The 20465-nt window shown below is 71.1% G+C and carries 18 protein-coding genes; 12 read left to right on the top strand and 6 right to left on the bottom strand.

The window, feature by feature from the left end:
- Positions 1-39: 39 nt before the first annotated feature.
- A complete protein-coding gene (locus AB0A63_RS25725) occupies positions 40-1713 on the bottom strand; it encodes a hypothetical protein (protein WP_360395870.1) in 1674 nt (557 codons plus the stop codon).
- Between the two features lie 199 nt (positions 1714-1912).
- Here AB0A63_RS25725 and AB0A63_RS25720 point away from each other — a divergent pair, with 199 nt between their 5' ends.
- Positions 1913-2893: an alpha/beta fold hydrolase gene (locus AB0A63_RS25720; protein ID WP_360395869.1), complete on the top strand. Its 981-nt coding sequence runs from the start codon at positions 1913-1915 to the stop codon at positions 2891-2893.
- A 356-nt stretch (positions 2894-3249) separates the two neighbouring features.
- Entirely contained in the window at positions 3250-3888 is a 639-nt protein-coding gene (locus tag AB0A63_RS25715; RefSeq protein ID WP_360395867.1) for a M23 family metallopeptidase, read from the top strand.
- Between the two features lie 856 nt (positions 3889-4744).
- On the opposite strand, the gene pcrA is transcribed toward AB0A63_RS25715, so the two are convergent.
- Positions 4745-7063, bottom strand: coding sequence for a DNA helicase PcrA (gene pcrA / locus AB0A63_RS25710; protein WP_360395865.1), 2319 nt, complete (start codon positions 7061-7063; stop codon positions 4745-4747).
- A 73-nt stretch (positions 7064-7136) separates the two neighbouring features.
- Positions 7137-7622, bottom strand: coding sequence for a hypothetical protein (locus AB0A63_RS25705; RefSeq protein ID WP_360395864.1), 486 nt, complete (start codon positions 7620-7622; stop codon positions 7137-7139).
- Positions 7623-7847: 225 nt separating this feature from the next.
- Here AB0A63_RS25705 and AB0A63_RS25700 point away from each other — a divergent pair, with 225 nt between their 5' ends.
- Positions 7848-8111 (top strand): chorismate mutase, encoded by a 264-nt coding sequence (locus AB0A63_RS25700; RefSeq protein ID WP_360395863.1) that lies wholly within the window; start codon positions 7848-7850, stop codon positions 8109-8111.
- A gap of 18 nt (positions 8112-8129) precedes the next feature.
- On the opposite strand, the gene AB0A63_RS25695 is transcribed toward AB0A63_RS25700, so the two are convergent.
- The gene (locus AB0A63_RS25695; RefSeq protein ID WP_360396067.1) at positions 8130-9182 is read right to left on the bottom strand and encodes a histone deacetylase; all 1053 of its coding nucleotides are present in this window, start codon (positions 9180-9182) and stop codon (positions 8130-8132) included.
- 70 nt (positions 9183-9252) lie between these two features.
- On the opposite strand from AB0A63_RS25695, the gene AB0A63_RS25690 reads away from it, so the two are divergent.
- The 6 genes from AB0A63_RS25690 to AB0A63_RS25665 all read left to right on the top strand — a co-directional run bounded on the left by AB0A63_RS25690 (position 9253) and on the right by AB0A63_RS25665 (position 15930).
- Positions 9253-9579, top strand: coding sequence for a hypothetical protein (locus tag AB0A63_RS25690; protein ID WP_065916047.1), 327 nt, complete (start codon positions 9253-9255; stop codon positions 9577-9579).
- Between the two features lie 102 nt (positions 9580-9681).
- Positions 9682-10545 (top strand): hypothetical protein, encoded by an 864-nt coding sequence (locus tag AB0A63_RS25685; protein ID WP_360395862.1) that lies wholly within the window; start codon positions 9682-9684, stop codon positions 10543-10545.
- A 173-nt stretch (positions 10546-10718) separates the two neighbouring features.
- Complete coding sequence (locus AB0A63_RS25680; RefSeq protein ID WP_360395860.1) at positions 10719-11564, top strand: hypothetical protein; 846 nt, start codon at positions 10719-10721, stop codon at positions 11562-11564.
- Between the two features lie 204 nt (positions 11565-11768).
- Positions 11769-12659, top strand: coding sequence for a hypothetical protein (locus tag AB0A63_RS25675; protein ID WP_360395858.1), 891 nt, complete (start codon positions 11769-11771; stop codon positions 12657-12659).
- A 147-nt stretch (positions 12660-12806) separates the two neighbouring features.
- Complete coding sequence (locus tag AB0A63_RS25670) at positions 12807-14144, top strand: serine/threonine-protein kinase (RefSeq protein ID WP_360395856.1); 1338 nt, start codon at positions 12807-12809, stop codon at positions 14142-14144.
- A 118-nt stretch (positions 14145-14262) separates the two neighbouring features.
- Positions 14263-15930 carry a serine/threonine-protein kinase gene (locus AB0A63_RS25665; RefSeq protein WP_360395854.1) on the top strand — a complete coding sequence of 556 codons (1668 nt, stop codon included), beginning with the start codon at positions 14263-14265 and terminating at the stop codon, positions 15928-15930.
- Here the strand turns inward: AB0A63_RS25665 and AB0A63_RS25660 are convergent, their stop codons facing one another.
- The gene (locus AB0A63_RS25660; RefSeq protein WP_360395851.1) at positions 15931-16833 is read right to left on the bottom strand and encodes a LysR family transcriptional regulator; all 903 of its coding nucleotides are present in this window, start codon (positions 16831-16833) and stop codon (positions 15931-15933) included.
- 82 nt (positions 16834-16915) lie between these two features.
- Between AB0A63_RS25660 and AB0A63_RS25655 the strand changes: the two genes are divergently transcribed.
- From AB0A63_RS25655 to AB0A63_RS25645, 3 genes are all read left to right on the top strand, one after another.
- The gene (locus AB0A63_RS25655; protein WP_360395849.1) at positions 16916-17842 is read left to right on the top strand and encodes a DMT family transporter; all 927 of its coding nucleotides are present in this window, start codon (positions 16916-16918) and stop codon (positions 17840-17842) included.
- Positions 17843-17963: 121 nt separating this feature from the next.
- The gene (locus AB0A63_RS25650) at positions 17964-18383 is read left to right on the top strand and encodes an SsgA family sporulation/cell division regulator (RefSeq protein ID WP_360395847.1); all 420 of its coding nucleotides are present in this window, start codon (positions 17964-17966) and stop codon (positions 18381-18383) included.
- 204 nt (positions 18384-18587) lie between these two features.
- Positions 18588-19874 carry a serine/threonine-protein kinase gene (locus AB0A63_RS25645; protein ID WP_360395845.1) on the top strand — a complete coding sequence of 429 codons (1287 nt, stop codon included), beginning with the start codon at positions 18588-18590 and terminating at the stop codon, positions 19872-19874.
- Here the strand turns inward: AB0A63_RS25645 and AB0A63_RS25640 are convergent.
- Positions 19858-20451 (bottom strand): hypothetical protein, encoded by a 594-nt coding sequence (locus AB0A63_RS25640; protein ID WP_360395843.1) that lies wholly within the window; start codon positions 20449-20451, stop codon positions 19858-19860. The genes AB0A63_RS25645 and AB0A63_RS25640 overlap by 17 nt on opposite strands.
- Between the last annotated feature and the right edge of the window lie 14 nt (positions 20452-20465).

The following is a 20465-nucleotide window of genomic DNA, read 5'->3' as shown; positions in this document are numbered from 1 at the left end:
GCGTTCCAGCGCCCCTGCGGAAGCCGGGTGCGAGCCTTCTCACCTGCTCGCGCGAGCCGCCATCGAGCCCGCCGCGACCAGGAGCGCGACCACGGACGCGAGCGCCAGCCACGTGCCCGGTGCCGCGGTCACCCCCTCGACCCGGTCACCGGTCAGCGGCAGCTCCAGCGCGCGGACGCCGACGAGCACGGCCGCACCGGCCAGCACCGCCGCACCGCGTTCCGGGCGGGACCGCAGCGCGAGGACCAGGCCGGTGACGACCAGCAGCAACGCGGCGACGAGCGTCGTGGAGACGATCGGGTCGTAGTTGCCGAGCAGGTCCGGCGGGGTGTAGCCGGCGGCCTTCATCGTCGGCAACGCGAACGCGCCCACGGCGAACAGCCCGGCCAGCAGCACCGCACCCAGCTCTGCGACCGGCACCTGCTCGGCCTTGTGCTGCTCGGCGCTCTCGCGTTCGGCACCGCCCGCGACGGCCGCGCACACCAGCGCGATCAACCCGAACGGGTAGACCGCGGACATGAGCCAGAAGCCCGGCGCCGGCTCGGCCAGGCCGGACTGGCTGGCCAGGCTCACCGTCTGCACGGAGAACACGGACGCGAGCAGGGTCGCGTAGACCGTGAAGACCAGTGCCGGGCGGACCCGGCCGGCGGCGGCGCGCACGAACATCAGCAGCCCCAGCACCGCGAGCACCAGGCCGGTCGGCCACAGCAGCCGGGCCGCGTAGGCCACCGGTGCCTCGCCGTCGACCACGATCAGCGGGGAGAGGGCGCCCACGACGGCGGCGACGGCGGCCAGGAGGGCGAACACGCCCGTGGCCGCGTGCAGCCGGTGCAGGGCGGGCAGGGCGACCTGCTCCGCCGCCCCGTCCTTCTCACTCCTGTCCGCGCGCGCACCGCGGAACGACAGGAGCACCAGCACGACGGCGACCAGCACCGCCACGACCGGGCCCCAGGTGACGCCGAGGCCGTCCGCGAACAGGCCGGCGGCCAGCGACGGCACGGCCACCGCGGCCAGGCCGAGCGCCACGCCGAGCATGCCGCCGCGGCGCGTGTCGGGGTCGGACGAGCTGCCGGTGAGCGCGGCGACCAGCGGTGCGGCCACGGCCAGCAGCAGCCCGCCGACCAGCCCGAGCACCGGTAGGTCCCACGGGCTGCGCGGCAGCAGGTAGACGTCGGAGGAGCTGAACGGCTCGCCCAGCAGCGCGATGGCGGCGAGCGCGGTGACCGGCAGCAGGACCGCGAGCTGGCGCGGCGCGTCTTCCTCCTCGTCGGCGGGCACGCCGAGCCGGCCCGCCGCGAGCAGACCGCCGGCGAGCACCAGCGCGTGACCGAGGACGAGGACCCAGAGCCCGGCACCGGTCGGCGGCGCCACGAGCCCCGACGGCCGGAACAGCTCAGGCCTGCTCACCGTCATCGTGTGACCGATGATCTGCAGGTCGCCGAGCAGCCGTCCGGGCGCGAACGCACCGACCGCCGCGAGCACCGCGGCCGCGACGAACGGGCGGCCGCGCAGCCACAACGCCCCCGCGAGCGCGGGAGGCAGCAGCGCGAGCACGGCCAGCAGCGGCCATGACGTGTACGCCGGCGCACTGCCGTCCACGACGCCGAGCAACGGCCCGATCGTCGCGAGGAGGGCTCCTGCCGCGGCGAGGCCCCACGCGACGCGCAGCCGGGTGACCGCCGGTGTCTGGTTCTCGAGCTCGGTTCGAGTCATCGCGGGCGAACCTAGCAAGACCACACCCCGCCGCCACGCCGACGCCCTGGCGGAAGGCGGTGGTCCCCCAGGTGGGCGGACGAACGGACGCACCTGTTCACGCAGGTGAACGAAGCCCGTTGAGACGGGACGCGTTCGCTTGTGGAAAAGGGCCGCTGGGTACTCCTTTCCGGTGAGATCATCACTTACCGTCGCCCCCATGAGCGACAACGGCCGGTCGTGGACGGGGCGTCTCGCCGACGCCGTTCTCGATCGCGCCGGCCGAGGTGTGCACACGGCCCGCGACATCACCGAAGAAGCCAAGGTCGCGCTGCGTGCGCTGGCCACGCCCGGCGGCGTGCGCGGGGCGGCGATGGAGGCGGTCTGGCTGACCGCCCACGCCGTGCTCTACCCCTGGGGTGCCGTCACCGAGCAGCTGCGCCCGGACGGCCACTTCCGGCACTACCGCACCGACGGCCTGCCGCCCCGCCAGCGGGGGCTGGTGGTTTCGGCGATGGACGCGGCGGGCACCCCGATCGTGTTGGTGCACGGCATCGGGGACAACCGCTCCGCCTTCGCGGTGCTGTCGGGGGCGCTGCGGAGGCGGGGCTTCGGGGTGGTGCACGCCGTCAACTACAGCGTGCTGACCGCGCTGACCGGCGACGTCCGGCGGTCGGCCGCCCTGCTCGGGGAGCAGATCGAGCGGATCTGCGAGCAGACCGGTTCCGACCAGGTGCACGTCGTCGGCCATTCACTCGGCGGTCTCATCGCCAGGTATTACGTACAACGGCTGCACGGCGACTCACGAGTGCGCACGCTCGTGACCTTGGGGACTCCGCACAACGGCACTCTCACCGCCTATCTGATGCCGACCTCGCTGACCAGGCAGCTGCGCCCCGGTTCGGAGCTCCTCTCCGAGCTCGCCGAGCCCTGCCGGCCGTGCCGCACCCGGTTCGTCGTGGTCTGGTCGGAGATGGACCAGGTCATCGTCCCGCAGCGCAACGCCCGACTGGAGCACCCGTCGTTGCTCGTCGAAGAGCACCAGATACGTGATTCAGGTCACCTTTCCCTCCCGGTTGACACGAGAACGCTTCACGTCGTTGTTACCGCCATCACCCGTATGGATGACTCGTCAACTCACCCCATCGCCGCCGGTGGGGAGGCGTGTCACGCGCCCGGGCTGACCGACCGTCACAGTTGACAGTTGAAACTTGCTGGTCGCCGCCCATTCGGTCGACATAACGAACTGGGGTTTGCCCTCCGGCGCTCGCCGCCGTTACTGTCCCCCGGTCCGTTGTCACGGTCTGGTCACAGAAGGACACCGAGTCAGAACCCCGAAATCTGACTCACCGGGAATCCCCCGCCCGGCAGTCCACCCGACCAGGCTCCCCGAAGGCGGAAGGGCAAGCTTTGAGTCACCACCGCTCCCCCGGCGGCTTTGAACGCACTGCGCTTGAAGAGGCAGTCGACCGCGCTTCCACGCGCACCGTCAGCTCGCACCGGCTCCCCCCGCCGCCGTCGGCGCTGCGCGGACGCATCGTCGTCGCCGCCGTCGCAGTGGGCGCCTTCGCCGCAGCCGGCGCCGGCCAGATCGGCCAGGCAGCCGCGGACGAGGGCAAGGACGTCCAGCTCGCCAACCACACCGGCGGCGCCGCCACCTTCGACGGCATGGGCGGTGACACCGCCTCCGCGCCGCAGATCCTCGCGGTCTCCAAGACGACGTCGGAAGGCTCCGCGGAAGCCGCGAAGCTCCTGCGCAGCCAGCAGCTCACCGTCCAGCGCGAAGCCGCTGAGGCCGAGAAGAAGCGCCCGAAGTTCGTCCGCCCCGCCGCCGGCGAGTTCACCTCCGGCTACGGCGGCCGCTGGGGCACCATGCACCTCGGCATCGACATCGCCGGCCCGATCGGCACCCCGATCCTCTCCGCCGCCGACGGTGTCGTGATCGAGGCGGGTCCCGCCTCCGGCTTCGGCCTCTGGGTCCGCGTGCAGCACGCCGACGGCACCATCACCGTCTACGGCCACGTGAACGACTACAACGTGAGCGAGGGCCAGCGCGTCAAGGCGGGCCAGCAGATCGCCCGCATGGGCAACCGCGGCTTCTCCACCGGGCCCCACCTGCACTTCGAGGTCTGGGAGCCGGGCGGTCAGAAGATCAACCCGCTGACCTGGCTGAACCAGCGCGGCGTCACGGTCTGACCGGTTCCGCAGGTTCGTCCGGCGGTGAACTACGGCCCAGCGGCCTCCTGAGGGGCTTTCCGGGTTTGAGCCAGGTGCTGTGGTGGTACGGGTCGCTCCAGGCGTCCCTGGGGCCTCAGGAGCCTCAAGCGCCACCGCAGCCGCGCTCGTGCCGGACGAAGTGAGCGACCGCCACCCGCCAGACCGAGCACATCCGCCTGCGCCACCGCCGCCCGCACCCCCGGCAGGCCCCGCTCTCCGTCGTCTCGTGGAGGCGCAGGAGCGCCCGCCAGGCCTCCACGAGCATGACCGCGTGCTCTGGGTTCCCACTCGCGCCGGCTTCGAGCCGCGCGAGATCGCCGAACACACGTTCGCGCAGAACCTGAGCAAGTACGTGATCCACCGCGAGCACTCCCGCCGAGTCGAGTTCCTCATGCGGTCGATTGTGCTCAGGGGGTCTGACAATTTCGGCGCACCGCGCCCCACCTGCGAAAACGATGCGGCCGGACCGCTCTCCCGTTCGGTCCGGCCGCACCTTCGCCGCGAAGTTGGGCCCCCGCCGTCCCTTCGCTCCCCTTCGTGCGCGAGCTGCTCCTGCTTGCCCCGGACCGCCCCGAACGTTCCGATGGCCGTGCTGCTTGCGACACCCACATAGACGCACGGGGTTGCGGGTCGTTGCGCAGGTTTTCCGAATTGCTGTGAATTTGGTCAAGCGCAACTCAAGTCGCAGGTCAGACGGGGTGCGACCGGTGTCCCGGCTGTCACCCGGACAGGTGAAGTCAGCGGAACGCCCCGCCGAGCGCGCGGGTGCACGGCGCCGAAACAGCACGCGCCGCCAACGACGGCGTTGGCGGCGCGGGTGTGCTGGCTCGTGCGGTCAGAGCTTCGTCATCGGCACGCTGCCGATGAGCATCAGGCGGACCGTGCCCGAGCCGCCGAAGTCGATCGTGGCGGTGGCGCGCAGACCCGCGCCGTCGACGGCCACGACGCGGCCCAGGCCGTACTTGTCGTGGGTGACGCGGTCCCCCACCTCCAGCTTCATCGCCGGGGCGTCCTTCCAGCCCGCCTTGCCGGGGGCGGGGCGGGTGAGGCCGCGGGAGGCGATGCCGCCGCTGGAGGCCGCCGAACGGCCCCAGGTCGTGGCCGCGGCGGGGGCGGAGCGGGAGGGTTCCACGCGGCGCCAGTCGATGAGGTCCTGGGGGATCTCGCCGAGGAAGCGGGAGGCCGGGTTCGCCGAGGGCTGGCCCCAGGCGGAGCGGACCAGTGCGCGGGAGAGGTACAGGCGGCGCTGGGCGCGGGTGATGCCCACGTAGGCGAGGCGGCGTTCCTCGGCCAGCTCGGCCGGGTCGCCCAGGGCGCGCATGTGCGGGAAGACGCCGTCCTCCCAGCCCGTCGAGAAGACGACCGGGTACTCCAGGCCCTTGGCGGTGTGGATGGTCATCAGGGTGACCACGCCGTCGGACTCGGCGTCGGGGATCGAGTCGGCGTCCGCGACCAGCGACACGCGCTCCAGGAACGCGGGCAGCGACGGCACCGGCTCCGCACCCTCGGGGAGCTCCAGCTCGGTGAACTCGCGGGCCACCGTGACGAGCTCGTTCAGGTTCTCCACGCGGGTGTGGTCCTGCGGGTCCTCGCTGGCCTCCAGCTCGGTGCGGTAGCCGGTCTGCTCCAGCACCGCTTCGAGGATGTCGGCCACGTCGTCCTCGCGGGCGACCATCTCACCGAGCGCGTCCATCATCTCGACGAAACCGGCGATCGCGTTGCGGGAGCGCGGGTTCAGCATCGGGACGCGGTCGTGGACGGCCTCGCGCAGGGCCGCGGCGAAGCTGATCCGCTCGCGTTCGGCGTAGGCGGAGACGCAGGCCTCCGCCCGGTCGCCGATGCCGCGCTTGGGCACGTTGAGGATGCGGCGCAACGACACCGTGTCCTCGGGGTTGGCCAGCGTGCGCAGGTAGGCCAGCGCGTCGCGGACCTCGCGCCGCTCGTAGAAGCGGACACCGCCGACGACCCGGTACGGCAGGCCGAGGCGGATGAAGATCTCCTCGAACACGCGCGACTGGTTGTTCGTGCGGTAGAAGACGGCGATCTCGGAGTTGTTGACCTCGCCGCCGTCGACCAGCCGGTCGATCTCGTTGGCCACGAACGCGGCCTCGTCGTGCTCGTTGTCCGCGACGTAGCCGACGATCTTCTCGCCCTCGCCGAGGTCGCTCCACAACGTCTTGTCGCGGCGGTTCGCGTTGCGCGAGATCACCGCGTTCGCCGCGGTCAGGATGTTCTGCGTGGAGCGGTAGTTCTGCTCGAGCAGGATCGTCGTGGCGTCCGGGTAGTCCCGCTCGAACTCCACGATGTTGCGGATCGTCGCGCCGCGGAACGCGTAGATCGACTGGTCGGCGTCGCCCACCACGCACAGCTCGGCCGGCGGGAGCTCGCCGCCCGCCTTGCCGACGAGCTCGCGCACCAGCGTGTACTGCGCGTGGTTCGTGTCCTGGTACTCGTCGACCAGCACGTGCCGGAAGCGGCGGCGGTAGTGCTCGGCCACGTCCGGGAACGTCTGCAGCAGCTCGACCGTCTTCATGATCAGGTCGTCGAAGTCGAGCGAGTTCGACTCGGTCAGCCGCCGCTGGTAGACGGTGTAGACCTCGGCGACGCGGCGCTCCAGGTCGTTCGTCGCCTGCGCGGTCGCCGTCTCCGGGTCGACCAGCTCGTTCTTGAGGTTCGAGACGTGCACGGCCAGCGTGCGCGCCGCGTACTTCTTCGGGTCGAGGTCCAGGTCGCGGGCGACGAGCGTGATGAGCCGGCGCGTGTCGTCGCTGTCGTAGATCGAGAAGTTCGACGACATGCCCAGCGTCTTCGCCTCGCGGCGCATGACCCGCACGCACATCGAGTGGAACGTCGACACCCACATCGAACGGGCGCGCGCGCCCACCATGTCGGCGACGCGCTCCTTCATCTCCGCGGCGGCCTTGTTCGTGAACGTGATGGCCATGATCTCGCCGGGGTGCACGTCGCGCTCCGCCAGCAGGTACGCGATCCGCCGGGTGAGGACGCGCGTCTTGCCGGAGCCGGCGCCCGCCACCACGAGCAGGGGCGTGCCGGCGTGCTCCACGGCACGGCGCTGCGCGGGGTTCAGGTCGTCGAGCAGGTGGCCAGCGCGGGAAACGGGGGGACTTGAGGGCAAGTCGAACAAGGCGCTCATCGTCCATCCACGGTACCGGGCGGCACCGACAAATCCGGTACCGCCCGACCATGTGTTCGACGAGCAGGTTCGATCAGGTGCTCGTGTCGACCTCGTAGGCGACCCCGGCATGGACGTCGTCGTGGCCCGCGCTCTCGGCGTAGACGTCGATGCTGTCCGTGTGGTGCTGGAGCCCCTTGGTGCCCAGCGTCAGCGTCGGGAACGCCTCGTCCGGCACCGCGAGGAAGTCGGCCTGGCAGTGGACGCCCTCGACGCCGGGACCACCCGCGACGTCCCAGCACGTCCAGTGGTCACCCTCGTAGCCGGTGACCTCCAGCTCGTCAGTCGGGAACGAGACGCGGACGTACAGGTCGTCGACGTCGACCGCCGACCGGTTCGTGATGTCGATCGCGAAGCCGCCCGCGTACCCGCCCCTGACCTTCCAGGTGCCGTCCGGCCCGACCAGCCAGCCGGAGGTGGGCGTGAGCGCGACCGACGCGAAGCCGGTCTCCGCCTGAGCGGCGGGAACGGTGAAGGCGGACAGCACGAGGGCAGCAGCCACCCCGAGCACGTACTTCATGAAGACCCCCAGGTCACTGTGTGAGACGCCGAAGCGTGAACGGCGCGACATGTGGCACACTACGTCCATGCGCGCGACGTTCTTCGAGTTTTTCTACGGGACCCGGACTCCGGCTCCCGTGGTCGTCCAGCGCTGACGAAGCCACCACGAAGCCCCGGAGTCCTCGGACCCCGGGGCTTCGTCGCTTCCGGGCCGGGACTCAAGAAGAGTCGAAAGGTCACCACGATGGAATCCACCACCACCGCCGCGTCCGACATCACCGAACTGCGCGAGGAGATCGACCACCTGGACGCCGAGATACTGCGGCTGGTCCAGCGCAGGGTCGAGATCTCCAAGATCATCGGCGCCGCGCGGATGGCGGCGGGCGGCACGAAGATCGTGCACAACCGCGAGATCGACGTGCTCAACCGCTACAAGCCGCTGGGCCCCGAGGGCAAGGACCTCGCACTGGTCCTGCTCAAGATGGGTCGCGGCCCGCTCGGCAGGTAGTCGCCCACCGGCCCGGCGTCACAGGACGCCGGGCCAAAAAGGCCGCAGCGCCGCGAGCACCCGTTCGAAGTCCGCGTCCACGAGCTGGTCGTCGTCCGGCACGTAGGCCAGCGGGTCCTCCAGCAACGGCTCCGGCAGCCGCAGCAGGCCCTCCACCAGCGCGTGCAGGCACAACGCGCCGTACCCGCGCAGGTAGCCGCCCTCCTGCGTGAGCACGACGCGCGTGCCGAACGCCGCCACCCGCCGCCCGATCTCGCGGTACCCGGCGGCGGTCAGGTTGTGCCGGCCGTTCGGGTCGAACGCCGACCCGTCGAACCCCGACGCGCACACCAGCAGGTCCGGTTCGAACGACCGCAGCAACGGGAACGCGATCTCGTCCAACGCGCGCAGGTACGCCGTGTCGCCCGCACCCAGGGACAGCTCGATGTTCACGTTCCGCCCCTGCGCGCCCACCTCTGAGGGGGCGCCCGTCTGCGGGTGGTTCGCGCCCCACGCCCCGTGCCGCATGTGCACGGAGACGGTCAGCACGTCGGACCGGTCGTAGAACACCTCCTGGGTGCCGTTGCCGTGGTGCACGTCCCAGTCCAGCACCGCGACCCGCAGGCCCTGGCGCCGCGCGGTCTCCGCCACCAGCGCGGCGTTGTTCACGAAGCAGTAGCCGTCCGCCACCGCCGGCTGCGCGTGGTGGCCGGGCGGTCGCACGAGCGCGTAGGCCAGGGGTGCGCCGGACTCCAGCGCGGCCAGTGAGGTGCCCGCCGCCGCACGGACCGCGTTCCACGTCTCGGGTCCGACGACCGTGTTCACCTCCAGCGGCACACGCTCGGACACCCGCAACGAGTCCAGGTACGAAGCCGAGTGCACGCGCAGAAGCTCGTCCACGGACGCATGGCGCCCCTCGTGCCACCGGAGGTGCCCGGCCACCGGGCCGTGCATCAGCGCGTGCCGGAACGTCCGCAGCCGCGCCGCGTTCTCCGGGTGCGGCTCCGGCACGTCCAGCCACGGCCAGGAGCCCGGCAGCTCCCACAGCCCCTCGCCGGCGTCGTGCTCAAGGCAGTCGTCGTGCCAGAACATGTCCACCCGAATCGGATATCAGGGCGATCACGGATGGTCCACCGGAAAAATCCGGGGGCACACTGGAGGCATGGGCCTCATCGCCGCACTGATCGCCATCGCCGGCCTGCTCGCCGCCTTGGCGCACGACGCATACCTGGGCATGCTTGGCTCTGCCGCCGGCAAGAAGGGCGCGGCCGGAGCACCTGTCGCGCAGTTCGTCCGCAGCCGCTGGAAGGCGGCGATCATCACCACCGCGGGTGCCGTGATCGGCTTGTTGATCACCGGCGGTGACACCCTGGGCGCCGACGTCATCGGTGCGCTGATCGCCGGCGGCAGCGGTCTCGCGGCCCTGAACGGCGTGCAGCGCACGCAGAAGCAGTTGAAGAGCGGCCAAGCTCAGCTGCCTCCGCGGTAGAAGTTCACACCTCCGGGTGTCACTCGTCCTGAATTACCCCTTCAGGTCGCTTCCGCACGTCCGAACGGCCCTACCCTGGTTGCGTCGCAGAGGGGTGTCGGGATGGACGAACAACCGGGCAAACATCGTCTCGACGACTGGGTCGCACACGAACGACCCGTCGTCGGGGGCGACCGCATCCCACTGCCCCGCAGCCGCCCGATCGACCCGATCGCGGACACCGACGGGCTGCGCAAGTTCAACATCGGCATGGTTCCCGCGTCGGTCACGCCCCCGCGCACCTGGAAGCGGGCGGCGTGGTTCGCCGTCGTGTCCTCGGTGCTCGTGCTGGTCGGCCTGAGCGTCGCCGCGGCCAAGCTGGTCAGCGGCGGCGGCCAGGTCGAGCGGATCGGCCTGCCCGGCTACCCGTCGGACGTGCCGCTGATCTCGGCCCTGCCGACGGCGGTCAGCCCGACGTCCGCGACCACCGCCGGCACGCGGACGTCCCCTGCGAACACCGGCCGCGGCAACCCCGTCCCCGGCACGGGCGGCGCCACACCCGGCTCCGCGGCGCCCCGCAGCAGCGGCCAGGGCGCCCCGACCGGCAGCGGCACCAAGCCGCCCGGCACCGCAGCGCCCGTCATCACCACCGTGCCGCTCTCGCAGGCGCCGGCGGTCGACGGCACCGAGATCGCCCAGCGGACCGAGGACTTCTACCGGGAGATGACGGCGAACGCGGACACCGCGCTCGCCCTGACCACCGACACCGTGCGCGCGAACGCCGGTTCGCTGCTGGAGGGCCGGCTCGCCGACATCTCGCTGATAGAGGTGGAGGAGATCGTGGTCGACCCCGGCAAGGGCCTCACCGTGAGCCTGCTGCGGCTCACCAAGAAGGACGGCTCGGTCAGCCAGGAGAAGCGCGAGCTCAGCTTCACGCTCGGCGAGCTGCCGCTGATCAGCGGTGAACGGTTGAAAGCCGGCGGGTGACCGGCACTCAAGGTCCGGCCCCGAGCTACCGACCGTAGTAGGTAACACCTTCGAGCGAATCCACGGCTCCGCTGGACGCCACAAACGGCTGAAGTCCGTCGAGAAACTGGCGTTGCCGCGTGAGGCCACGGTACGTCTTCAGGTGACCACGGACAGTACGGAGGACCAGGACAGTGCAGCGTCCCGCGACGACCGGACGACGTCACACCCGTGCCGGGTCGATCAGCGTGGCCGAGCTGATCAGGCAGCAGCCGGGCCCGATGCGCATCCCGTCCGCCGAGGAAGCCGCGACCGACGCGCTCGTCACGTCGTTGCTCGGCCCCACCGAGCCCGCGCCACCGGCCGGACCCGGCCGCCGGCGCCGTGCGGGCGACAGCCGCGCCGCCCAGGTCGCGGGCGTGCTCACCGGCGCGATCGTCCTCGTCTCGTCGATCGCGGGCGCGGCGATCCTCGCGGGCAGCCGCCCGCCGAACTCCGGCGTCCCGTTCACCGAGCGCCCCGTCGCGCTGTCCGGTGCGCAGGCGCTGCGCCCTGACCTGCTGTCCGCCCAGCTGCCGAGCGAGTACACACCGCCGCGGACCGCTCCCGAGGTCCCCATGCCGCAACCGTCCGCGCTGCTGCTGACCTCGCCCACGCGGTCGGCGGACCCGTCGGCCGGGCCGTCGGCGGAGCCGTCGGGAGAGCCCGCCACGCCGCTGGTGTCGACCGGCCCGCAGCCGCAGGTGGACGTGGTGAAGCGGTTCTACGAGCTGCTCACGACCAAGCCGGGTGCCGCGGCCAAGCTGCTCTCGCCCGACCTGGTGGGCACGAACCCGCGGGAGTTCGTCGAGTCGTGGGGCACGATCCGCACGGTCAACGTCGACCAGACCTCGCTGCGCCCGAACGGCAGCGTGCTCGCCGTCGTCTCGATGCAGGAGTGGAACGGGAGCTGGCTGCGCATCGAGCAGCTCTTCTGGCTCACCGACACCACTCAGCCGCGGATCATCGGCACCGAGGTCCTTTCGGCGCAACGGAGCTAGCCCGCCGAGTCGGGCCGCGCTCAACCCCATTCGCCGTTCGCAGTCGAACGGTGACCGCTCGTCGCGAAGATGAGGTTCGATCGTGAAAATTCCCCCAAAGGGGTTACATCTCGGGTCACGATTCGGTATCCATGTTTCCGCCAGTGCGCAAAGCAAGCCTGGAAGGGTGAACGAGCGGTGTCGATTGAGGACCATCGTCGGCGGTTGACCGGCTCTGCCGAGTCGACCGGACAGCTGTCGGTTGCCGAGCTGATCGCCCGCCGCGAGGCGGAGACCATGCCGATCCCGGTGATCACCGACGACATCACCCCCGAAGCGTTCGAGCCGACGATCAAGTTCAGGTCGGTGCGGACCCCGGACGCCAAGCACCCCGGCAGCAAGCCGCGCAAGCAGCCCGCCAAGGAGCTGCACATCACCGAGCTGCTGCGCCGCGAAGGCCGCGGTGACGACGCGCAGAGCAGCGGCTTCACCGTCGGCAAGCTGGCCGCGGCCGCCAGTGGTGGCGTCGTGCTGTGCGGCACCGTCGCGTTCGCCGCCTCCTCCTGGCTGTCCTCCCCCGACGAGCGCCCGCTCGCCCAGGTGCGGTTCGACGAGCGGGCCCAGGCCCGTGGCGCGAGCGCCGGCACCGAGGGCGTCGTGAAGCTGCCGTCGAACAAGACGCAGCAGGCCGACCAGACCGAGACAGCCGCCGCCGACCCGACCACCGAGCAGGTGCGGGTCGCGCCGTACACGCAGCAGCCGACCCAGCAGCGCCCGGCGCAGCAGCCGCAGGTCCAGCAGCCGACGCAGCAGCAGCCCGCGCAGCCCCCGACCGCGAGCACGCCGTCGTCGGAGACGCAGACCACCCCCACCACACCGAGCACGCCGCCGTCGAGCGAGACGCCTCCTCCGCCGCCGAGCTCGTCCAGCACGACCCCGCCGAGCAGCAGCACCACGCCCCCGCCGCCCAGCTCGTCGCAGACCCCGCTGCCCACGCCGTCGAACCCGGTGGACGTGAGCGTCGACCTCGGCGTGCTCGACCCGGTGCTCAACACCGTCGGCGGCACGGCCGAGCAGACCGTCGGCGTCTTCGACTTCTTCGCACCGGCTGAGTAACGCATCAACCCGGTAGCACACCGGTCGTACACGACAGGGGTACCCTGTGCGGGCACTCCGGACGACCGCTGACTACCGCACGAGGAGCACGAGCGTGGGACCTGCTGCCACCGCGGTCTCCCCTTCGCTGCGCGCCGGGGTGGTCACGTGACGACGTCCGACGCCACTGACGGGCGGCTGGTCGCCGACCGCTACCGCTTCCTCGACCGGATCGGCTCCGGCGCGATGGGCATCGTCTGGCGCGCCCACGACGAACGCCTCGGCCGCGAGGTCGCGATCAAGCAGCTGCTCCTCGCACCCGGCCTGGACGAGGCCGAGCAGGACGAGGCGATCCAGCGCGCCATGCGCGAGGGCCGCATCGCCGCCAAGCTCCACCACCCGAACGCCATCGCGGTGTACGACGTGGTCGAGGAGGACGGCGTCCCGTGCCTGGTCATGGAGTACCTGCCGTCCTACAGCCTCGCCGACGCGCTGGCCGAGGGCGGGCCGATGGACCCGGTCGAGGTCGCCAGCATCGGCGCCCAGTGCGCGGCGGCTCTGGCGGCGGCGCACGCGGCCGGCATCGTGCACCGGGACGTGAAGCCCGGCAACGTGCTGATCGCCGAGAACGGCATCGTCAAGATCACCGACTTCGGCATCTCGCGGGCCAGCGACGACATCACGGTCACCAAGACCGGCCTGATCGCCGGCACGCCCGCCTACCTGGCACCGGAGATCGCGCGGGGCCAGGACCCGACGCCGGCCTCCGACGTCTACTCGCTCGGCTCGACGCTGTTCGCCGCGATGGAGGGCGAACCGCCCTACGGGGTGAGCGAGAACACGCTCGGTGTTCTGCACGCCGTCGCGGCCGGCCGGATCAACCCGCCGACGGTCGACCACCCGCTCGCCGACACGCTGCTGTACCTGCTGAACTTCGAGGCCGACGACCGGCCGACGATGTCGCAGGCGCGGGAGCTGCTGGCGGCGGTCGCGAACGGCCGTGCGCCGTCGTTCACGGGCCTCGCTGCGGTGGCCGGACCCGACCCCACGGCGATCGTGGAACCCGAGCGGACGCGCATCGTCCGGGCGGCTCCGCGCACGTCGCCGCCGCGGACCGCTCCACCGATGGCGCCCGCGGCCAGGCCGCAGGACAACCGCCCGCTGGTGATCGCGGCGGTCGTGCTGGCGTTGTTGCTGGTCATCGGTGGTCTCCTGGTCGCGCTGGGCGTGTTCACCAAGGAGCAGCAGACGCCGTCCGCGCCGCCGGCGAGCTCGTCCTCCGTGGTGCCGACGACCACGACGGTGCCCGAGGTGACGACCACCACGCCCGAGGCAACGACGACGCGCGAAACAGCGCCCAGCACTACGACGACCACAACTACGACCACCACGACGACGACTACGACCACGACGCCGCCTCCGCCGTCGAAGCCTTCTTCGGTCGTGCAGACCACCACGACGGTGCCGCCTGTCACGACGACCACGACGAACGCCCAACAGGGTTAGGCACGGTTCGGCCGTAGTTATCTCGTAAGGTGGGTAACCGCACCGATGGGTGATGTGAACTCAGACGTGTGATGAGCCGTTGAACAGAGAGCAAGTGACCGCACAGCGGGGAGCAACTGTGACCGACGATGGCCGATTGGTCGCTGGTCGCTACCGATTGAGCCAGCGCATCGGTAGTGGTGCCATGGGCGTCGTCTGGACAGCACACGACGAGCGCCTGCACCGGACCGTCGCGGTCAAGCAGCTGCTCCTGCAGCCAGGGCTCGCCGACGGCGACGTGGACGAGGCGAAGAGACGTGCCATGCGCGAGGGCCGCATCGCCGCGCGCCTGCAGCACCCGCACGCCGTCGCCGTGTACGACGTGGCCGAGGACGACGGCCAGCCGTGGCTCGTGATGGAGTACCTGCCGTCGAAGAGCCTGTCCGGCGTCCTGTCCGAACGCGGCACGCTCCCGCCGCGCGACGTGGCCTCGATCGGCATGCAGGTCGCCTCCGCGCTGGCCGCCGCGCACAACGCGGGCATCGTGCACCGCGACATCAAGCCCGGCAACGTGCTGCTCGGCGACGACGGCACCGTGAAGATCACCGACTTCGGCATCTCCCGCGCGACCGGCGACGTCACCGTCACCGCCACGGGCATGCTCGCCGGCACCCCCGCCTACCTCGCCCCCGAGGTCGCCAAGGGCTACGACCCCGGCAGCCCGTCCGACGTGTTCTCCCTCGGCTCCACGCTGTACGCCGCGATCGAGGGCGAGCCGCCGTTCGGCCTGAGCGAGAACACCATCGCCCTGCTGCACAAGGTCGCCTCCGGCAAGGTCAACCCGCCGCGCAACGCCGGCCCGCTGACCGCGCTGCTCATGCGCCTGCTCCGGTCGGAGCCGGAGGAGCGCCCGACGATGGTCGAGGCCCGCGACGCGCTCGCCGCGGTCGCCAACGGCCAGGCCACCCCCGCCTTCACGCCCTCCGTGGTCGCCCCGACGCACCCGCCGTCGTGGCGCGGTGCCCCGGTCCAGCAGCCCCAGTCGGCCGCGACCCGCGCGCTCCCGCCCCCGCCGCCACCCAACGCGACGCGGGTCGACATGCACTCGCACGCGCCGCACACGCCGCCCCGCGCGATGCCGGCGCAGCAGCACCAGCCCCAGCAGCACCAGTCACAGCAGCAGCACCACCGCCCGGCTGCGGCACCGCAGTACTCGCAGCGCCCCAAGCCCTCCCGCCCGGCGCCGTCGTCGTCGTCGAAGAGCAAGAAGTCGACCGTCTACACCGCGATCGCGATCGTGGCGGCCGCGGTCGTCGGCATCATGTTCGCGAGCATGATCTCGAACGGTGGCGGCGGGAACAACGGCAACGGCAACAACAACGCCGGCGGCAACACCTCCACGCAGCAGACGACGGGCAACAACGCGGACCCGACGAACACGGAGAAGCCGAAGATCCTCGAAAAGGCAGGCGCGTGGAGCGCCAGCCCTTCGGTGGAAGAGCGGCAGGCGCTGCTGGAGGCCTACCTGCAGCTGGCCACCAGTTCACCGGAAGAGGCGTGGAAGATGGGCAACGCCGACTTCCAGGCCAACTACCCCGGTGGCATGGCCGGCTTCAAGACCTTCTGGTCGCCCTACAAGCAGGCCAAGCTGGTGAACGCCGACCAGCGGCAGGAGTTCTACTACGTCGTGGACGTCGAGGTCACGAAGAAGGACGGCACGAAGGCGACCATGCAGCGGCAGATCTCGCTGTGGTGGCGCAACAGCAACTTCTTGCTGAGCTACGACAAGCCGTTCGGCGGGGCGTAGTCAGGAGGCCCGCGCGGCTTTCTCCAGCGCCTCGGCCAGCGCGAGCACCGCGGGGTTCCACGCGGCCTCCTCGCGGTAGACGACGTGGATGTGCCGCACCGGTTCGGGGTTGCGCACCTTGCGCAGCACCACGCCCGGATGCGCGTAGCCCAGCCCGAGCCGCGGGATGATCGTGACGCCGAGCCCGGCCGCCACGAAGCCCTGCGCGGTCGCGTAGTCGTCGCTCTCCACCACGACCTGCGGTGCGAAGCCGGCGCCCGCGCACGCGTTCGGCACGAGGTCCTTGCACGGTCCGGAGGCGCCGCAGTCGGCGTAGATCCACGACTCGTCGGCCAGCTCGCCGAGGTCCAGGACGCGTTTGCGGGCCAGGGCGTGGCCGCGGGGCAAGACGGCGTAGAACGGGTCGGTGAGCAGGTGGCGGGCGACCATGCCGGCAGGGGCGGGCTCGTCGGGTTCCATGACCGTGATGGCGACGTCCGCGCGGCCGGCGGCGAGCTCCTCGAAGGGGTCGGCCGGCTCGGTGAGCTTCAGGTCGAGCTCGACACCGGAGCGTTCGGCGCGGAACTGGGCCACGGCGGGTGGCACGAGGGCGGCGCCGGCGGTGGCGAAGTAGCGGACGCGCAGGGTGCCCGCGCAGCCGTTGCGCAACGCGGTGAGGGCGCTCTCGGCCTCGGCCAGCTGTTCGGTGAGGCGGGCTGCGTGCTCGGTGAGCAGGCGGCCGGCGGCGGTGGGGCGGACGCCGCGGCCCACGCGTTCCAGCAGCGGGAGGCCCGCCTGCTTCTCCAGGCCCGCCACCTGCTGGGAGATCGCGGACGGGGTGTAGCCGAGGTTCGTGGCGGCCGCGGTGATGGAACCCGTGGTCACGACGGCCCTGAGGACCTGCATGCGGCGCACGTCGAGCATGCCCCGACCATACAGCGGTGCTTAAAGGTTATACACAACAATTAAATTGTCTTTACGGGTTGTGCGGCGCATCGTTGTCCGCGTGAACCAACGCGGAACGTTGATCAGGATGGGCGTGCTCGCCCTGCTGTGGGGATCCAGCTTCCTGTGGATGAAGCTCGCGCTGGGGAGCCTGTCGCCCCTGCAGATCTCGATCGTGCGGACGTTCTTCGGGGCGCTCGTGCTGTTCGTGGTGCTCGCCACCGCGCGGATGACCCTGCCGCGGAACCGGCGGATCTGGGCGCACATGACGTTCGTCGCGTTCTTCGGCAGCGCGGTCCCGTTCACGCTCTTCGCCATCGGCGGCCAGACCGTCGACTCCGGCGTGTCCGGGGTGCTCAACTCCACGACGCCGCTGTTCGCGCTGGCCATCGGGCTCGTGCTGGGCACGGAGAAGATCAGCGACCTGGTTCGCATGCTCGGGCTGGGGCTGGGCTTCGCGGGCGTCCTGCTGATCTTCGCGCCGTGGCAGCAGGCCAACAGCATCGCGAGCTGGGGCGCGGTCCTGTGCCTGGCCGGCGCCGCGAGCTACGCCATCGGTTACTCGTACGCGGGCCGCTACCTGGTCAACACGGGCGCCACCTCGACGCAGCTGGCGGCGATGCAGCTGACCACCGCGATGGGCATGCTGCTGCTGGCGCTGCCGTTCGGCGGCCTGCAGCCGCTGCACCTGCACTGGATCGGCGTGGTCGCCGTCATCGTCCTCGGCGTCGCCGGCACCGGTGTCGCGTTCATCCTCAACTACCGCGTCATCGCCGACGAGGGCGCCACCACGGCGACTACGGTCGGTTACCTGCTCCCGGTCGTGTCGGTACTCCTCGGAGCGGTCTTCCTCGGGGAGCAACTGAACGCAAGGGTCGTGATCGGGATGCTGGTGGTCCTGATGGGCGTCGCGCTGACCCGCCGGAAGCCCGTCTCGGCAGGTCAGGGCGTCTCACCAAACGAGACGCACGACCTGGTCAAACGCTGAGGTGTGAGACGTGCGTCTCCCCCAATAGGATGGTTCCGAGACGAATCGCGTCCTTATCGAGCTGCTGAGCCGTCTCCTCATTGTTGAAGGAGATGGACAACCGCCTGAGAAGGACATCGACATGAACAACGAAAACCTGAAGGTCGTCACCCGCACCACTTTTCACCTCCTCGCCCCCGGCGCGGCCCCCGCACCGGTGGAGGCGGAGCTGGTCTACGACCCAGAAGACCCCTACGCCGTCGCCATCGTGTTCCACACGGGCTCCGGCCGGGTCGAGTGGATGTTCGCCCGCGACCTGCTGGCCGACGGCCTGCTGACGCCGTGCGGCGAGGGCGACATCCTGGTCCGCCCGGCCTCCGACGACCCGGAGCGGGTGCTGGTCGAGCTGAACGCGCCGACCGGGTTCGCGATCCTGAGCGCCGTCGCCGAAGACGTGGCGACGTTCCTCGACAGCTCCTACGACGTCGTCCAGCCGGGCGAAGAGGACCTGTGGATCGACTTCGACCGGGAGCTGCAGAAGCTGGTCTCGACGCTCGACTAGTGCGCCTGCGCGTGCCGGTCGGACGGTGGCAGGGGCGCGGGACGAGGTGGCCAACCAGCTCGTCACCCGAGACCACCGACGGCATGGTGCCCGACGTCGTGGGCAGCGACGACGCACCAGGCACGGTCCCCACCGCGGCACCACGCGAACGGCTTCGACGGGAACCCCGCAAAGCGCGGACCCGACCTTGACTACTCTGGCGGTGTGACAACCGTCGGGGGCCGCTACACGCTGCTGGAGCGCGTCGGCAGCGGAGCGATGGGGGTGGTCTGGCGGGCGCGGGACCAGGTTCTGGCGCGCGAGGTCGCTGTCAAGCAGCTCGTCACCGGCGACCACCAGCGCGCCATGCGGGAAGCGCGCAACGCGGCGAGACTGCACCACCCGCACGCGATCGCGGTGTTCGACGTCGTCGGGGACGACGAGGAGCAGCCGTGGATCGTCATGGAGTACCTGCCGTCGCAGAGCCTCTCGGCGTTGCTCGCCGACAAGGGGCCGCTCAAGCCGGCCCAGGCCGCGCGGATCGGCGGGTTCATCGCCTCGGCGCTGTCCGCGGCGCACACCGCGGGGCTGGTGCACCGCGACATCAAGCCGGGCAACGTCCTGATCGGCCACGACGGCACGGTCAAGATCACCGACTTCGGCATCTCCAAGTCCAGCGGTGACGGCACGCTGACCGACACCGGCATGATCTCGGGCACCCCCGCCTACCTCGCACCCGAGGTGGCGCGCGGTGAGCACCCCGACGAGGCCTCCGACGTGTTCTCGCTCGGCGCCACGATCTACACGGCGATCGAGGGCGAGTCCGTCTACGGGCCCAGCGACAACAGCTTCGGCCTCATCTACCGGGCCGCGAGCGGGCAGCTGCGGGACGCCAAGAACGCGGGTGAGCTCACGCCGTTGCTGAACCGGCTGCTCGCCGCCGACCCGAAGGACCGGCCGACCGCGCAGGAGGCCGCCGACCTGCTGGCCGCCTCACCGCAGCCGTCGCAGCCGCTGGTGCTGCCGCCCGAGCTGCCCCGGCGCAAGCCGCCGAACCGGCGGATCCTGACCGTGCTGTCGCTCATCGGGCTGCTGGCGATCGGCGGTGGTGCGGCGGCCGCCTACTGGAACGGCACGGGCAACGACACCCCGGTCAACCAGAGCAGCTTCCCCAGGGACACCGGCGCCCGCTACTTCTCCGCCGCGGAGGCGGAGTCCTTCGTGCAGAACCACTACGCCGAGCTCCCGGCCAGGGCCGAGGTGGCGTGGCGCAACCTGCACGGCAAGGCCAGCGAGCCCGTGGACGTGTACCTGTCGCGCTGGTCGGGCTACCGGTCGGTCAAGTGCAACCCCTCCAGCACGCCCATCCGCTCGGACGGGCCGAACTGGGTGGTCACGGTCGACCTGAACCTCCAGACCACCGGCGGCCAGCTGCAGGCTGGCACCTACGAGGTCGTGGTCGCCGCGGTCAACAACGAGATGAAGATCGTCAGCATCATCCAAACGAGGTGAGCAGCAGCCAGAACGTGCCGCCGCCCACGACCAGGCCCATCGCCGTGCCGCCGAGCACCTGCCCGAGCGTGTGGTCGCCGAGCTGGACGCGCGACCACGACACCAGCGCGGCGGGCAGTGCGATCAGCAGCGGCCACGGGCCGTAGACGATCGCCAGCGTCACGACGGCGGCCCACGCCACGCCGGCGTGCAGCGAGATCTTCCACTTCAGCCCGAACGTGATCGCCATGCTGACGAGCAGCGAGGCGAACATGCTCCCGGCCAGCGCGAGCATGCTGGCCGGGGCGTCGCCCAGCAGCATGACCACGGTGCCGGCCGCGAGCGACGCACCCGCCGTGAGCAGCGGGACCAGCCGGCCCTCGCGGTTCGTGACGTGGTGGCCGTCCCACTTGCCCTTGCGCGCGCCGCGCACGATGACGGCCATGGGGATGACGGACGCCGTCACGGCGACGACGAGACCCCACAGCACCGTCTTCCACAGCCCGTCGGAGGCCGCGGCGACGATGAACGGCAGCAGGACGATCCAGACCCACGGCGCCAGCACCTCGGTGGCAGCGCGGGCGACCTTCGTGACCAAAGCCCCCGGGAACC

The organism is Lentzea sp. NPDC042327 (assembly GCF_040647275.1).
Taxonomy (GTDB): Bacteria; Actinomycetota; Actinomycetes; order Mycobacteriales; family Pseudonocardiaceae; genus Lentzea.
Note: the sequence above shows the minus strand (reverse complement) of the source record. Positions and strands in the feature narration are given on the sequence as shown.